Source organism: Streptomyces sp. NRRL S-495, assembly GCF_000966955.1.
In the GTDB taxonomy this organism is placed as follows: Bacteria; Actinomycetota; Actinomycetes; order Streptomycetales; family Streptomycetaceae; genus Kitasatospora; species Kitasatospora purpeofusca.
In genome coordinates this window covers 1-14480 of sequence record NZ_JZWY01000631.1, presented here as the reverse complement: position 1 = coordinate 14480, position 14480 = coordinate 1, and the positions used below count along the sequence as shown (strand labels likewise).

Below are 14480 nucleotides of genomic sequence, written 5' to 3'. Positions count from 1 at the left end.
CCCGCTCCGGCTCCCGCCGTCGACGACGGCGCAGCAGCTGCCGGACGGCGAGGGCGGCGACCAGGACGCCGAGCGCGATCAGCAGCCAGAGCTGGTAGCGCAGGGCGGTCCGCCAGACCGCGCCGATGTTGGCACCCGCGACATAACCGAAGGCTGCCCACACCCCGACCCAGAGCGCCGCGCCGAGCACGTTGAAGACCTGGAAGCGGGGCCAGGGCATGCCGGTCGTCCCGGCGATGAGGCCGCTGGTCTGCCGCAGGCCGTCGACGAACCGGGCCACCGTCACCACCTTGCCGCCGTGCCGGGCGAAGAACACCTCCGCGCGGGCCGCCCGCTCCGGGGTGAGCAGCACGTACGGGCCCCAGCGGTGGACGAAGGCCCGGCCGCCGGTGGCGCCGATCAGATGGCCGAGGGTGTTGCCGAGCACCGCCGCCGTGAAGGCGATCGCCACCACGGCGGCGAGGTTCAGGTGTCCGGTGCCCGCGTAGACGGCGGCCAGCACCAGCACGGTCTGGCCCGGCGCGGGGACGGCGCAGTTGTCGAGCAGCACGAACAGCGCCACCAGCGCGTAGCCGTACTGCTGCAGCAGCGGCGCGAGCGCGGCGAGCGGCCCCGGCAGCTCGGGTGCGGTCTCGGCGAGGAACCGCGCCGTCCAGGGTGGGAGGGACACGGCTCACCGCCCCGGGCCGGACGGGCGCGGGGCGGTGGGCGGTGGCGTCAGCGGGTCGCCTCGCGGGGTTCGACGTTGCAGTCCGGGCCCGGGTAGACCAGGCCCGTGTGGCCGTCCTCGAAGCGGACCATGTACGGCGGCGAGCCGTCCGGGCCGCGCACCTCGACGATCTCGCCCTTCTGGTCGATCATGCCCACCGCCCGGCTGTGGATGTGGAGCTGGTCACCTACCGCTGCGTGCATGGTCGTGCTCCTCGGGTGTGTGCGGACATCGGCGGCCGACGTGCCGCCCGGGTCCCCGTCCGCTCTCTCCACTCTGCTGCGGGCGCGCACGGCCCGCAACGGCGCGCACCGCCCGCGACGGCGCGTCCGGGCGCCGCGGCGGAGGGGGCTCAGCGCGGCCCGAGGAGATCGGCCAGGTAGCACCGGACCAGCCGCTTGCACTCCGCGATCATCGCCGGGTCGCCGTCCCGGTCGCCGCGGAAGGCGAGCTTGAGCACCGCGTCGGCCGCTTCCAGCGCCACCCGCAGGCCGAGGGTCAGCGCGGCGGGGTCGGTCGTGCCGAACAGGTCGCCGCCGAGGGCCTGGAGCCGCAGTGCGACGGCCGTGTTGTTGTCCACCTCGGCGTCCAGCAGGTGCTGGTCGTCGTGGACGCCGCTCGGCGCGGCAGGCCCGGAGAGCCCGAAGTCCACCTGGCCGAAGCCGGGGACGGTCCGCTTCATCGCGACGAACTCGTCCACCGCGAGATCGGTGAACCCGGCCGGCCCGCTGGGGGCCTCGGCGCGCAGCCGGTCGTCGAGCCGGTGCAGATAGCGGTCGAGGTTGTGGCCGGCCAGTGCGGCGAGCAGGTCCTCCTTGCCCGCGAAGAACTGGTACAGGGTGCCGATCGGCACCTGGGCGCGCTGGGCCACCTCCTTGGTGGTGAGCGCGGCGGCCCCGGCCTCGTCGAGCAGCGCGGCGCACGCGTCCAGGATCCTTCCGTAGCGTTCCTGGCTGCGCTGCTGCACCGGCCGTCGCCGCCCGGGGCCCGTCCACCCCGCCGTCCGGTGACTCCTCGTGTCCGCGCTCATGTGGCCACTGTGCCGCATCTGCCGTTCGGCGGGCCAATCCCCGGGCCGATCCCAGGGTTGATCCGAGGGCCGATCCCCGGGCCGATCCGCGCGGGACAGGCCGTAGGCTCTCTGCGCTGATCATGAGGGGCAGGAGAGGAAACCATGGGGCAGAAGATCATCCGGTTCTCGGACCTGACCGGCCGGCACGCGGAGGACGAGGACCAGCTGGTGCGGGTCGTGGTCCGCGCCCACCCGGAGCTCGCGGACGGACCGGTCGCGATCGAGGCGCTCGCCGGGGAGCTGGCCGAGATGCGGGGGCTGGCGCTCGACCTGGTGACGATCGAGCTGCACCGCCCGGACGCGGAGGAGCCGGAGACGGTCGTGATGACCGCCGAGGCCTTCGACCGGCTGGCCACGGTGACGCCGATGGCCGAGGTGCTGCGCGGCGCCGAGCGGGTCGCCGCCCGGACGGTGCCGGTGCAGGCCGCGGCCGCCGGGGCGGGTCGGGAGCGGGTCAACTACGCGAGCCCGGAGCACGCCGGCCGTCCGCACAAGGGTCGCACCACCGACGCCGAGAAGCAGGTCGTCCGGGAGCACTTGGACGAGATCAACGAGCGGCTGGCCGCGGAGGGCGTCCGCACCGTCGACCTGGCCAACCCGGAGCACGTCGCCCGGTACGGCCTGGAGGAGCTGGCCGCCGAGCGCGGCGTCACCCTCGGCTGATCCGGCGGGGCCCGGCCCCCGGGAGCGCGGTGGCCGCGTTCCCGGGGGCATCGGTACTGGCGCGGACCGGCAAGAGGCCAAAGATTCTTGACGGTCCATCAGGTCCATCAGGCCGATCCGCCCGGCGGTTCTCAGCGGAACGCCGGGGCGGTGCGGGCGGCCCAGTCGGCGAAGGTGCGCGGTGCGCGGCCGAGGACCCGCTCGACGTCCGGGCCCGGCGTCCGCTCGGCGGGCAGCGGCCGGCCGAGGATGGCGAGGGTGCCCTCCACCACCGGCTCCGGCATGAACGCCAGCAGCTGGGCGCGGGCCTCGTCGCGGGTCTGCTCGACGAACCGCACCGGGGTGCCCAGTGCCGCGCCGATCGCCTCGGCCCGTTCGCGCGGGGTGACCGCGGCCGGGCCGGTGAGCTCGTACGTCCGGCCGGTGTGGCCGTCCTCGCGCAGGGTGGCGGCGGCGACCGCGGCGACGTCGGCCGGGTCGACGGTGGGCAGTCCGACCTCGCCGAACGGCGCGGCGGCCGTGCGGTCGGCGCGGATCGAGTCGGCCCAGGCGAAAGCGTTCGAGTTCAGGCCGCCGGAGCGCAGCACCGTCCAGTCGAGGCCGGACTCGCGCACGGCCTCCTCGAACCCGGCGGCGTGGCGGTAGACCTCGGGCCGCGTCCCGACGCCCTGGGAGGAGAGCAGGACGACCCGGCGCACCCCGGCCGACCGGGCCAGCCGGAGGATCTCCTGCGGTTCCTCGCCGGCCACCAGCAGGAACAGGGCGGTGGCACCGTCGAGGGCGGGGCGCAGGCTCTCCGGGTCGGCGAGGTCCGCCGGTACGTGCCGGACGCCGGTCGGGAGCGGCCCCGGCCGACGGGAGACGGCGGTCACCTGCTCGCCGGCATCGACCAGGGTCCGGACCAGCTCGCGGCCGACGTTCCCGGTCGCACCCGTGACAACAATCATGGTAAACCCCCTGTGAGGGGCGGCAGTTGGCCGCTCCGATTGAGTTAGTCAGTTGGCTGACTGAGAACGACGGTAGCCGATGCCGGGCCGGACGTCTACTCTTAGTCAGGTGACTGACTCAAAGACCTCGAAGACCGTGAAGACCCCGAAGACCGTGAAAGCCTCGAAGAGCACCGGCCGCGCCCCGGGCAAGCGCGAGCGGCTGGCCGCGGCGGCGGCGCGGGTCCTGCACGAGAAGGGCGTGGAGCAGACCACGCTCGCCGACATCGCCCAAGCGGCGGACGTCCCGGTCGGGAACGTCTACTACTACTTCAAGACCAAGAACGAGCTGGTCGAGGCCGCGATCCAGGCCCACGGGAGTGGGCTGGAGGAGCTGATCGGGCAGCTCGACGCGCTCCCCGCCCCGCAGGAGCGGCTGAAGGCGCTGCTGGCCGGCTGGGTCGGGCAGCGCGAACTCACCGCCCGGTACGGCTGCCCCACCGGCAGCCTCGCCTCGGAGCTGGACAAGCGCGCCGACGGTCTCGACGCGTCCATCGCGGAGGTCATGCGCAGGCTCCTCGGCTGGGCCGAGGCGCAGTTCGCGGAGATGGGGCGCGAGGACTCCCGCGAGCTGGCCGTGGCACTGGTCGCCGCCTACCAGGGGATCTCGCTGCTCACCAACACCCTCCGCGAGCCCGGGCTGATGCTGGCCGAGGGGGACCGGCTGGAGCGCTGGATCGACTCGCTGGGCTGACCCGTCGGTGTCCGGAACCTGCCAATGGCAGGGGTGGGGACGGGAGCGGACCGCCGGACTTCCTGGCCGCCGGTGCACCGGCGGCCGCGGTGGCGGCGGAGGCGGACGGCTGGGACTTCTAGGACATCTCTCCCGTATGGCGGTGTCCATTTCAATTTCTTTCGGCCAACCGTGCGAGAGGTCTGTTCGAGGCCGCAGCACCCCCCTAGAGTGGACCGCGCTCCTCCGCAAGTGACCTTTCCGGCACGGCAGTTCACTGCTTCCTCGAACGTTCGGCGCAGCCTGTTCCCACCATCGAGCCGGAAGGGCGGGTCCGTGACACAGGCGTTCCAGTCCCCGGGCTTCGCCGCCCTCGCGGCGGGCCGTGCGGTCGAGACGCGGCTCGTCGAGGAGCGCTGGCAGGCGGTGGCCTGGGACTTCGGGACGGACCGGCGCCGAGTGGTCACCGACCGGCCCGGGGGCGTCCACCTGAGCGAGATCGAGCCGGACGGCGAGGCCATCTGGTGGTTCGACGCCGACAGCGACGAGCAGGGCCGGTGGCGGCGGGAGCCGTTCGCCGGCGGGCCGGACGGCGAGGCGCTGCACGGGGTGCCGCCCGGGCGCCCGTACGGCGTCGCCTTCGACCGGACGGGCGCGCTCGCGGCGGTGGCCGTCGGCGTCGACGGGGCCTCGCACTGCTACGTCGGACCGCCCGCGGGCGAGGCGCGGCTGATCGGTTCCGCGCCGGGGTACCTGAGCCTGGCCGACCTGTCGCCGGACGGCCGGCTGCTCGCCCTCGGCGGGCGGCCCGACGGGGACGACGCGGTGGTGCTGTGGCGGACGGACGGCGGCCCGGCCGTCCGCGCGGCCGGGGGCGGCGGACTGCGGCTCTGGCCGATCGAGTTCAACCCGCTCGCGGTCCTCGATCCCGAACTGCTGCTGGTGGTCGAGGAGGACGATCGGTACACCGTCGCGACCTGGCGGGCGGACACCGGGCTGCGCCGCTACCCGGGCCTGTCCTTCGACGCCCAGATATCGGCCGGCTGGTACCGGGGGCCGCGCGGGGTGCTGATCCAGCACGAGCGGGCCGGGCGGAGCCGACTGCTCCTCGCCGACCTCGACCCGGCACCCGTGGTCCGGGAGCTCGGCACACCCGGCGGCACCATCCACGACCTGTCCTGCGCCCCGGACGGCACCCTGCACTGCGTCTGGAGCCGGGAGTCCACCCCGCCCCGCCCGCTGGTGCTGCGCCCGGAGGCGGGGGCAGAGGCGGGGCCGGGGGCGGCGGTCCGACCCGGCCCCGATCCGGACCACCCCGGCCTGGACCTGGACGGCACCTCCCGCGGCCGCCGCTGGACACCCCGCCCGTACGGGCGGATCCACAGCTTCGTCAGCACCCCGCCCGGCCGGGGCCCGTGGCCGACGCTGTTCCTGGTGCACGGCGGCCCCGCCACCCACGACCGGGACTCCTACGACCCCCGGGTGAACATCCTGGTCGGCCACGGCTACGCGGTGGTGCGCACCAACTACCGCGGCTCCACCGGCTACGGCGCCCGCTGGCAGCACGAGTACGGCCACCGGGTCGGGCTGGCCCAGATCGAGGACCTCGCCGCCGTCCGGGCCGAGCTGGTCGCCGACGGCACGGCGCTCGCGGAGCGCACCGGCCTCTGCGGGTTCTCCTGGGGCGGCTATCTGACCCTGCTGGCGCTGGGCGTCCAGCCGGACCTGTGGTCGCTCGGCATGGCCGCCCAGCCGATCGCGGACTACCCCGCCACCTACCGCGGCACCACCCCGGCCCTGCGCGAGCTCGACCGGCAGCTCTTCGGCGGCAGCCCCGAGGAGGTGCCCGAGCGCTACCGCGCGGCCGACCCGCGGTCGTACGTGCACCGGGTCCGCTCGCCGGTGCTGCTGGTCGTCTCGCGGGACGACGAGCGGTGCCCGCCCGAGCAGGTGGCCCGGTACGCCGCGGACCTGCGCCGGCTGGCGGTGCCGCACGAACTGCTCCGGGTGGACGGCGGCCACTACAGCCGCCGGACCGCCGACCACCGGTCGGTGCTGGCCGCGATGGTCCGGTTCGCCGGACAGGTCTGGCCGGCACCACCCCACCGACCACCTCGGGGCGACCGCCCCGGGGGAACCGCCCAGCCGTTGGAAGGAGGTGAACAGCCATGAAGCGTCGCAGCATCCAGAACGACCCGATCGGTACCCCGGAGCGTGACCGGGGCGCGGTGATCGTCCAGAACTTCGCGCTCGACATCACCAAGGCCGCACCGGTCGCGCCTGCCCTCAAGGGGCAGCCGAAGCCGAAGCCGGAGTCCAAGAAGTGATTCCCGGTCGCTCCGGGGCGCCTCGGCGCTCCGGAGCGACACCCCGCGCACCACCCCGGCCCACAGCCCATTTGCCATCGCCCGAGCCCACCGCCCGAGTCCATCGCCCGCGCACGACAGAAGTGGCCATTATGCGTATCGTCCTGCTGCACATGCCCTGGGGTGCGATCGACGTGCCGTCGCTGGCGCTCGGGATCCTGCACACCGCCGCCGCCCGCGCCGGCCACGAGGTCGAAGTGCGGTACGCCAACCTGGACTTCGTGGACTGGGCGGCCGAGACCACCGGGTTCGGGGTGGACGACTACGAGTACTTCTCCGAGAAGTCCTACTTCCAGGGCGCGGGCGACTGGGCGTTCGCCGGCGCGCTGTACGGCGACGACGAGCCCGCCCCGGGCTTCGCCGAATCCGCCGACTCCGAGCGGTACTTCGAGTACCTGGCCACCAACGGCGCGAGCGAGCAGGAGATGGCCCTCACCCGGGCCACCCGCGCGATCGCCCCCGCGTTCGTCGCGCGACTGGTCGAGGAACTCGCCGCCGACCCGCCGGACCTGGTCGGCTTCACCACCACCTTCCAGCAGAACACGGCGAGCCTCGCCGCCGCCCGGCTGCTCAAGCAGCGCTGCCCGCAGGTGCGCACGGTGTTCGGCGGCGCGAACTGCGACGGCCCGCAGGGCGCCGCGCTGCACCGCAACTTCCCCTTCCTGGACTACGTGGTGCGCGGCGAGGGCGAGGCGGCCTTCCCCGCGCTGCTGGCGGGCGGCGACCTCGCGGACGTCCCCGGGCTGTGCTGGCGGGACGAGGCCGGCAAGTCGACGGTCAACGAGATGTCGCGGCGCCCGCTGCCGCCCGCGGCGATCCTGACGCCCCGCTACGACGGTTTCTACGAGCGGCTGGACGCCTCCGTCGCGGCCGGCTGGGTCGACCCCAAGCTCGTCCTCGAAGGCTCGCGGGGCTGCTGGTGGGGGGAGAAGCACCACTGCACCTTCTGCGGTCTCAACGGCTCCTCGATGGAGTTCCGCTCCAAGCCGCCGGCGGACTTCCTCGCCGAGGTGCTCACCCTCGCCGAGCGCCACCAGCTGCTGGACGTCTACGTGGTCGACAACATCCTGGACATGGGCTACTTCGACACCGTGCTGAAGTCGCTGGCCGAACTCCCCGTCGACCTGCGGCTGCACTTCGAGATCAAGGCCAATCTGCGCCGCCACCAGTTCCAGCTCCTCGGCGACTCCGGCGCGGCCCAGGTGCAGCCCGGCATCGAGAACCTGAGCACCCGGGTCCTGAAGATCATGGACAAGGGGGTGACGGGCTGCCAGAACGTCCGCGCGCTGAGGGACGCGCAGAGCGCGGGCGTCTCGGTGACCTGGAACTACCTCTACGGCTTCCCGGGCGAGCAGCCGGACGACTACGAGTCGGTGATCCGCCAACTGCCGGTACTGCACCACCTGGACCCGCCGACCGGGGCGGGGCGGATCGCGATCGAGCGGTTCAGCCCGTACTTCGACCGCCCCGAACTGGGCTTCGCGATCACCAGGCCGGCCTTCCAGTACCGCGCGACCTACCGGCTGCCGGAGAGCGAACTCGCCGAACTGGCCTATGTGTTCACCGCGCCGCCGCGGGGGATCGGCGGCGAGGTCGCGGAGCGGCTGGGCGCGGCGGTGGACACCTGGCTCGCCCGGTTCCCGGACAGCCGGCTCACCTACCGGGAGGCGGGCGGGCGGATCGTGCTCGTCAACACCCGGCCCGGCTACGACTGGCGGGTGGTCGAGCTGACCGACCCGGTGGAGATCGCCGCCTTCCGGCTGCTGGGGCAGCCCCGTTCGCCCGCTGCGCTGGCCGCGAAGCTCCCCGGCGGCACGGCGGCGGTCGAACCGGTGCTGGAGCGGTTCGGCGCGCTGGGCCTGCTGTTCCACGACGGGGACAGCTACCTCCAGGTCGCCGTCGAGTCCGACAACCAGGTGCTGATGCGGATGCGGCACCGGCACGGCCCCGCGGCCGTCCTTCCCCGCGGTCCGCGCACCGAGACCGGGACCGAGACCGAGGAGGTGCTGGATGCCGTCCCGATCGGCTGAGCGGACCGACGCCGGGGCCTGGCACACGGCCGGCCCCGAGGCCGAGCTCTGGCTCGACTACGACCCCGCCGTACGGGAGTTGCCGGGCATCGGGCTCGGCCGCCGGACCCTGGCCGGACCGGCGGGGGCGGAGATCACCGAGCTGCACCGGTCCGGCGTCCGCTGCCTGCGGCTGACCGAGCCGGTGCGGCTGTGCGCGGACGCGCCGGCGGCCTCGGCGCGGGCCCTGATGCTGCTGCGCGAGGCGACCGGACAGGGGCTGGCCGTGCTCTGGCACGCGGTCTGCACGGACGGCTGCGCGGAGCAGCGGCGGTTCCACCACCTCTACCCGCCCGAGGAGTTGACCGGCGCGGCGGCCGAGGTCGCCGCCGACTGGCGCGCGAGCTACTTCCCGAGCAAGTGCGTCTACCGGCGCGGTCCCGGCTTCGTCGAGGTGCGCGACCGCCGCTTCGGGACGCTGGAGCTGTTCACCGTCGACGAGCCCGGCCATCTGGCCCAACTGGACGCGCTGGCCGAGGGTGTCGAGGTCGGCCTGCTGCCGGAGGCCGTCCACCGGGACTTCGCCGAGGCCGGCCTGATCGCCGAACAGGCCGGGCGGGCCTGGTTCCTGCCCATGCGGGTGCGCCGCTGGCCCTTCCCGTCGCTGACCGTCTGACCCGTCCGACCTGCCTGACCACGCCCGACCCGTCCGACCCCGTCCGAGGAGAGAAGCATGAGCACCGCGGTCGACGACGCCGCCGCGCGGATGTCCGCGTTCATTCGCGACCCCTACCCCACGCTCGCCCGGATCCGCGAGGCCGGCGCGGTCTCCGTCGTGGAGTTCGGCGAGGGCCTGCCGGTCTACCTGGTGACGCGGTACGAGGACGTCCGGACCGCGCTGATGGACCCGCGGTTCGGGCAGGACGTCCGCCGCAGCCAGGCCATCGCCAGCGGACGGGGCGCCGGTCTGACCCTCGGTTCGGACGTCGTCCACATGCTCAACAGCGACCCGCCGGACCACACCCGGCTGCGCCGTCTGATCCAGGGCGTCTTCACCCGTCGGCGGGTGGACCTGATGCGGCCGATGGTCGAGCGCATCGCCGGCGGCCTGCTGGACGGGCTGCGCGGGCGGGGGACGGCCGACCTGGTGACGGACTTCGCCTTCCCGCTGCCGATCATGGTCATCTGCGAGCTGCTGGGCTTCCCCCCGGAGGACATGCACTCCTTCCGCACCTGGTCGACGGCGATCCTGACCCAGGGCGGCGAAATGACCTTCGACCAGGCCACCGGTGAACTCAACGACTACCTCCGGGAGTTGATGACGGCCCGGCAGGCCTCCCCGCGCGCGGACATCCTCACCGACCTGGTGCAGGCCCGGGACGCCGGCGAACTCACCGAGCAGGAGGTGTTCTCGATGGTCTTCCTGCTGCTGATCGGCGGCCACGAGACCACCGTCAACCTGCTCGGCACCGCCACCCTGGCCCTGCTCCACCACCCGGACGAACTGGCCCGGCTGCGCGCCGATCCGGGGATGATGCCGGTCGCGATCGACGAGTTCCTGCGCTACGAGTCCCCGGTGAGCATGGCCACGATGCGGTTCACCAACGCCGAGGTGACGGTCGACGACGTGGAGATCCCGGCGGACGAGCTGGTCCTGCTCTCGCTCGGCGCGGCCAACCGGGACCCGGCCCGCTTCGCCGACCCGGACCGGCTGGTCCTGGACCGGAACGACCCGGGCCACCTGGCCTTCGGGCAGGGCCTGCACCGGTGCCTCGGCTCCTTCCTCGGCAAACTGGAGAGCGAGGTGGCGCTGACCGGCCTGCTGGAGCGCTTCACCCGGATCGAGCTGGCCGCCGCGGAGGAGACCCTGCCCTGGCGCAACACGATCATGCTGCGCGGTCTGGAGTCGCTCCCGGTCTCGCTCGATGGCTAGCAGCACGGGCGCGGGCGGCAGCGCGGGCACGGGCACCGACAGCGGCCCCAAGCCGGCGGGACTGCTGCGCTTCCGCCCCCGGATCGGCCTCGCACCGCTGCGCTCGCGCGGCTACCGGCTGCTGGTGATCGGCCAGGGCACCTCGGAGTTCGGCAACGCGTTCCAGGTGGTCGCCCTGCCGCTGCTGGTCCACGCCCTCGGCGGCGGCGCCCGCCAGTTGAGCGTGGTGGTCGCCGCCTACGGCGCGGGACGGCTGGCCGCCACCCCGCTCGGCGGGATGTTCGCCGACCGGTTCGGCGCCTGGCGGGTGATGATGGCCGCCGACCTCGGCCGACTGCTCGCCACCGCCGGACTGTGCGCGACCGCCGCCGGAGGATCGGCGAACTACTGGCTGATCGGCACGCTCGCGCTGCTGGTCGGCCTCGGGGCGGGGGTGTTCCTGCCGGCCGCCTGGGCGATCACCCCGACCCTGCTGCCCGCCGAGGACCTGCACGCCGGCAACGCGCTCAACAGCACGGTGACCTTCGGCGCCGGCCTGCTCGGTCCGGCGGCCGCCGGACCCCTGGTCGCCTGGCTGAACCCGGCCGTCGCCCTGGGCCTGGACGCGGCGACGTTCGCCGTGTCGGCGGCGACGCTGCTGCTGATCGGCCGCGGCAGCACGGTCGCACCACCCCGACCGATCTCCGAACGGGCCTCCGTGCCGAGGAACTTCCGTGCCCTGCTGCGGGAGTCGCCGCTGCTGCGCGCGGTGCTGACGGTGACGGTGATCGCCAACCTGACGGTCGGCGGCGCCACCAGGGTCGCCCTGCCGACCCTGGCCACCGACGGCTTCGCCGCCGGCGCCGTCGGCCTCGGCCTGCTGCTGGCCGCCTTCACCGGCGGGGCGCTGGTCGGCGGCCTGTTCGCGGCCGGCCTCACCGAGGTGCGCTCCCGCGGCCGCACGGCCATGCTCTCCGGCCTGGTGATGGGCGCGGCGATCGGCCTGGTGCCGTTCACCGGCCTCGTCGGCGCGGTGCTGCTGCTCCTCGTCGCCGGCGGCGCCAGCACGGTGACCAACGTCCTGGTGGTCACCGGCGTCCAGAAGAGCACCCCGCCCGCCCTGCTGGCCCGCGTCATGGCCGCCATCACCTTCTGCGGGCTGGGCGTCTTCCCGCTCTCGGTGATCGCGGCCGGCGCGGCGGTGGACGCCTTCGGGAGCAGCGGCGTCCTCGCGACCACCGGCCTCTGCCTGCTCGGCGCCTTCGGCTACGCCCTGACCCGCCCCGAGATCCGCGGGCTGTGACCCGCCGCCCTCAGCAGGCGCAGGAGATGCCCGAGCGCGGGGCCGTCAGGTCGTCGATCGGCCGCCGCTCGGTGCCGTCGGCCGTCTCGAAGGCGAAGCCCTCCCGGACCCAGTACTCGAAGCCGCCGAGCATCTCCTTCACCCGGTAGCCGAGCCGGGCGAAGGCGAGCGCGGCCCGGGTCGCACCGTTGCAGCCGGGCCCCCAGCAGTAGGTGACGACGGTGGCCCCGCGGTCGACCAGCTGCCCGGCCAGCTCCGGAATCCGGCCGGTGGGCAGGTGCAGCGCACCCGGGATGTGCCCCTGCGCCCACGCCACCTCGCTCCGCGAGTCGACCACGACCAGCCCGGGCACGCCCGCCGTGAGGTCGGCACGCACGTCCGAGACATCGGCCTCGAAGCTGAGCCGGGAGAGGAAGTGCGCCTCGGCAACGGCCGGCTCGGCGGGCGGAACGGAGAGAACGGCGCTGCTCATCGAGTACTCCTGAGGTCGAGCGGTTCGGGCTGGTGCACCGATCCTGTCCCACACCCCACCCCACCCACGAGTGTCGCGATCGCCGCCGTTCGCCAAGATCCCGCCATCCCGACTCGTGGTCGGCGCGCTACCGCAGCGGTCCGCACTCGTCGACGAACACCGTCGGCACCGACAGGAACACGTCCGCGTCCACCGGGCCGTAGGCGATGTTGAACGTGTCCAGCCAGTACGACCAGTCCTGCATCCCCGCCGCGCTGCTGAAGCGGTAGTTCAGCTGCCAACGCACCCACTGGCCCGGGCGGAGACGTACCGCCGGCGGCCTGCGGGGGCGGGGCGGCAGCCCGAACAGAGGGTCCACCCGGGGAAGGACCCGCAGCCGGCCGTCGGCCTCCCGGAGGCCGACGGCGATCCCGCGAAGCTCCTCCCGGGTCTCGCGCGGCTCGAATCGATCGCGTTCGTGCATGCGGACGACATGCGCGGAGGAAGCCACGGCCGCGGGCAGCACGAAGGCCGCCGGGGCCGCGTTCCGCCGCGCAGCGGCCTCGCCTCCCCGGGACTGCTTGGTCCATGACGTTCTGATCCACTGCACCGTGATCTCCACAGCACCCACCTCCCTGGCGAAGGACGAAGGATACGGAGATCGGGGAGCGGATGCCCCAGCCATTGCTGGTCACACCCCCCACCGCGGTGCAGTGGGGGGGTGCGTCCGTTCAGGGGATTTCTCCCGCGTTGCTACGACCTGTCAGATAAGCGTCATGTGAATGTCACTGCTGGTGACCGGACCGGAACCCGCGCGGGACATGACGGCGGCGGCCGTCACCTGTCCCTCATGGCGCGTCCGTCCGACAGGTGGTTGATCTCCATTGTTCCGGCCCGGCAGGCCCCCTCTTCGTTCGAATTCCCCGGCGCGACCCCGCTCCCGGTTCCTCCCCGCCGTCCCGGCCCGGCTGTCGGGGCGGGGCCTGGTCGCCGTCCTGGCGGCGCTCGCCGTCGTCCTCGGCGCCGCACCGGCCATCGCCTACGAGGCTCCGAGCAGCGCGGGCACCGGTGTCACCGGCTTCAACGGCCACCGGGACATCCCCTTCCCGTCGGGGATGTCGATGAACGCGGCCGTCACCGGCAACATCCAGGTCCAGGAGGGCCTGACGCTGAGCTCGATCGGCAGCCCGGCCGCCTCGCACTACGACCCGCAGGTGGACCCGACCAAGGCGTACGCGATCCGGGTGCGGACGCGACCGCTGCAGGACTGCCCCGCGAACACCGTCTGCCCGGCGGGCGTGCTCACGGTCGGCTTCAAGCACCCCGTGCGCAACCCGATCCTCAACATGGCCGGCCTGGGCGCCGGTGCCAACGGCCCGGGCTTCGTCACGGGCACCTATTCCCAGCTGACGCTCACCGGTTCGGACCAGCCGGCCGAGCTGAGCCAGGCCAACAGCGGCGCCACCCTGTTCGTGACCGGGCGCACGGTCCGGCCCCGCAGCGGTACCGCGCGGGCCAACTGCCAGGACGCCGACACCACCCTGCGGGCGGGCTGCGGCAGTGTCCGGATCCAGGGCACGGTGTCGTCCCTGACCTTCGCGGTCGACTTCGTCACCCAGCGCGTCGCCATGGGAGCGAACAACAGCGACGGCCAGGACGACTGGGCGGTGTCCGCGCTGGTGGGCGACGACTGCTCCAACGCCCCGGCCTCCTACGGGAACGCCTCGCACGTGGTCGGTGACCTGACCCTCGGGCAGGAGGTGTCGGAGGACGTCCAGACGACCATGATCACGCAGGCGTGCCGTCAGGAGGACGACGACCGGGACCTCAACCCGGACTTCGGGACGCTGACCGCGGGGACGGCGGGCCGGACGTACTCGCTGACGGTGCCGGTGAGCGGCCCGGCCGCGGGTTCGGGCGCGTCCGCCTACGCGGCGGCGTGGATCGACTTCGGCGGCAGCGGCAGCTTCGGGACGGCGGAGCGGGCCACCGCGACGGTGGCGCCCGGGCAGACCTCGGTGACGTTCACCTGGACGGTGCCCGCGGGCGTGGTCGCCGGTCCGACCTGGAGCCGGTTCCGGCTCGGCTACGACCAGGCGCAGGTGGAGGCACCGACCGGGATGGCGGACTCCGGCGAGGTGGAGGACTGGCCGCTGACCATCGGCCCGGCCCCCGCGCTGACGCTGGAGAAGAAGGCCGACCCCGCGACCGTCACCAAGGCGGGCCAGCAGGTCACCTACAGCTTCACGGTCACCAACACCGGCACCTTCCCGGTCACCGACCCGGTGGTCAACGAGACCTCGTTCTCCGGCACCGGTACGCGTCCGCAGGTCACC

The 14480-nt window shown here is 73.7% G+C and carries 15 protein-coding genes; 9 read left to right on the top strand and 6 right to left on the bottom strand.

The genetic code is table 11. From position 1 onward, the window contains the following. The 3 genes from VR45_RS29300 to VR45_RS29290 all read right to left on the bottom strand — a co-directional run. Positions 1 to 670: DedA family protein (locus VR45_RS29300; protein WP_045942876.1), on the bottom strand; the 670-nt coding region annotated here is incomplete at its 3' end. 47 nt (positions 671 to 717) lie between these two features. Beyond that, the gene (locus tag VR45_RS29295) at positions 718 to 912 is read right to left on the bottom strand and encodes a DUF1918 domain-containing protein (protein WP_045942875.1); all 195 of its coding nucleotides are present in this window, start codon (positions 910 to 912) and stop codon (positions 718 to 720) included. Between the two features lie 149 nt (positions 913 to 1061). Beyond that, the gene (locus VR45_RS29290) at positions 1062 to 1739 is read right to left on the bottom strand and encodes a TetR/AcrR family transcriptional regulator (RefSeq protein WP_045942874.1); all 678 of its coding nucleotides are present in this window, start codon (positions 1737 to 1739) and stop codon (positions 1062 to 1064) included. A 144-nt stretch (positions 1740 to 1883) separates the two neighbouring features. Here VR45_RS29290 and VR45_RS29285 point away from each other — a divergent pair, with 144 nt between their 5' ends. Continuing rightward, entirely contained in the window at positions 1884 to 2444 is a 561-nt protein-coding gene (locus VR45_RS29285; RefSeq protein WP_045942873.1) for a hypothetical protein, read from the top strand. 131 nt (positions 2445 to 2575) lie between these two features. Here the strand turns inward: VR45_RS29285 and VR45_RS29280 are convergent, their stop codons facing one another. Continuing rightward, positions 2576 to 3391 (bottom strand): NAD(P)H-binding protein, encoded by an 816-nt coding sequence (locus VR45_RS29280; protein ID WP_045942872.1) that lies wholly within the window; start codon positions 3389 to 3391, stop codon positions 2576 to 2578. A 154-nt stretch (positions 3392 to 3545) separates the two neighbouring features. Here VR45_RS29280 and VR45_RS29275 point away from each other — a divergent pair, with 154 nt between their 5' ends. From VR45_RS29275 to VR45_RS29250, 7 genes are all read left to right on the top strand, one after another. After that, positions 3546 to 4124 (top strand): TetR/AcrR family transcriptional regulator, encoded by a 579-nt coding sequence (locus VR45_RS29275; RefSeq protein WP_045942880.1) that lies wholly within the window; start codon positions 3546 to 3548, stop codon positions 4122 to 4124. A 315-nt stretch (positions 4125 to 4439) separates the two neighbouring features. After that, positions 4440 to 6275 carry a prolyl oligopeptidase family serine peptidase gene (locus VR45_RS29270; RefSeq protein WP_052709468.1) on the top strand — a complete coding sequence of 612 codons (1836 nt, stop codon included), beginning with the start codon at positions 4440 to 4442 and terminating at the stop codon, positions 6273 to 6275. Beyond that, on the top strand, positions 6272 to 6430 hold the full coding sequence (locus VR45_RS48030) for a hypothetical protein (RefSeq protein WP_167349777.1): 159 nt from the start codon (positions 6272 to 6274) through the stop codon (positions 6428 to 6430). Before VR45_RS29270 ends, VR45_RS48030 begins: the two co-directional genes overlap by 4 nt. 131 nt (positions 6431 to 6561) lie before the next feature. After that, complete coding sequence (locus VR45_RS29265; RefSeq protein ID WP_078896932.1) at positions 6562 to 8499, top strand: RiPP maturation radical SAM C-methyltransferase; 1938 nt, start codon at positions 6562 to 6564, stop codon at positions 8497 to 8499. Beyond that, complete coding sequence (locus VR45_RS29260; protein WP_045942871.1) at positions 8480 to 9154, top strand: DUF5825 family protein; 675 nt, start codon at positions 8480 to 8482, stop codon at positions 9152 to 9154. Before VR45_RS29265 ends, VR45_RS29260 begins: the two co-directional genes overlap by 20 nt. Positions 9155 to 9211: 57 nt before the next feature. Next, positions 9212 to 10411 (top strand): cytochrome P450, encoded by a 1200-nt coding sequence (locus tag VR45_RS29255; protein WP_045942870.1) that lies wholly within the window; start codon positions 9212 to 9214, stop codon positions 10409 to 10411. Continuing rightward, a complete protein-coding gene (locus tag VR45_RS29250; RefSeq protein ID WP_078896931.1) occupies positions 10404 to 11693 on the top strand; it encodes an MFS transporter in 1290 nt (429 codons plus the stop codon). The genes VR45_RS29255 and VR45_RS29250 overlap by 8 nt, the downstream gene beginning before the upstream one ends. A gap of 10 nt (positions 11694 to 11703) precedes the next feature. Here the strand turns inward: VR45_RS29250 and VR45_RS29245 are convergent, their stop codons facing one another. Further along, positions 11704 to 12165 (bottom strand): rhodanese-like domain-containing protein, encoded by a 462-nt coding sequence (locus VR45_RS29245; protein WP_045942869.1) that lies wholly within the window; start codon positions 12163 to 12165, stop codon positions 11704 to 11706. 127 nt (positions 12166 to 12292) lie between these two features. Next, positions 12293 to 12766, bottom strand: a complete 474-nt coding sequence (locus tag VR45_RS29240) for a hypothetical protein (RefSeq protein WP_045942868.1) — start codon at positions 12764 to 12766, stop codon at positions 12293 to 12295. 262 nt (positions 12767 to 13028) lie between these two features. Here VR45_RS29240 and VR45_RS29235 point away from each other — a divergent pair. Then, a partial coding sequence (locus tag VR45_RS29235) for a GEVED domain-containing protein (RefSeq protein WP_045942867.1) occupies positions 13029 to 14480 on the top strand: 1452 nt, incomplete at its 3' end.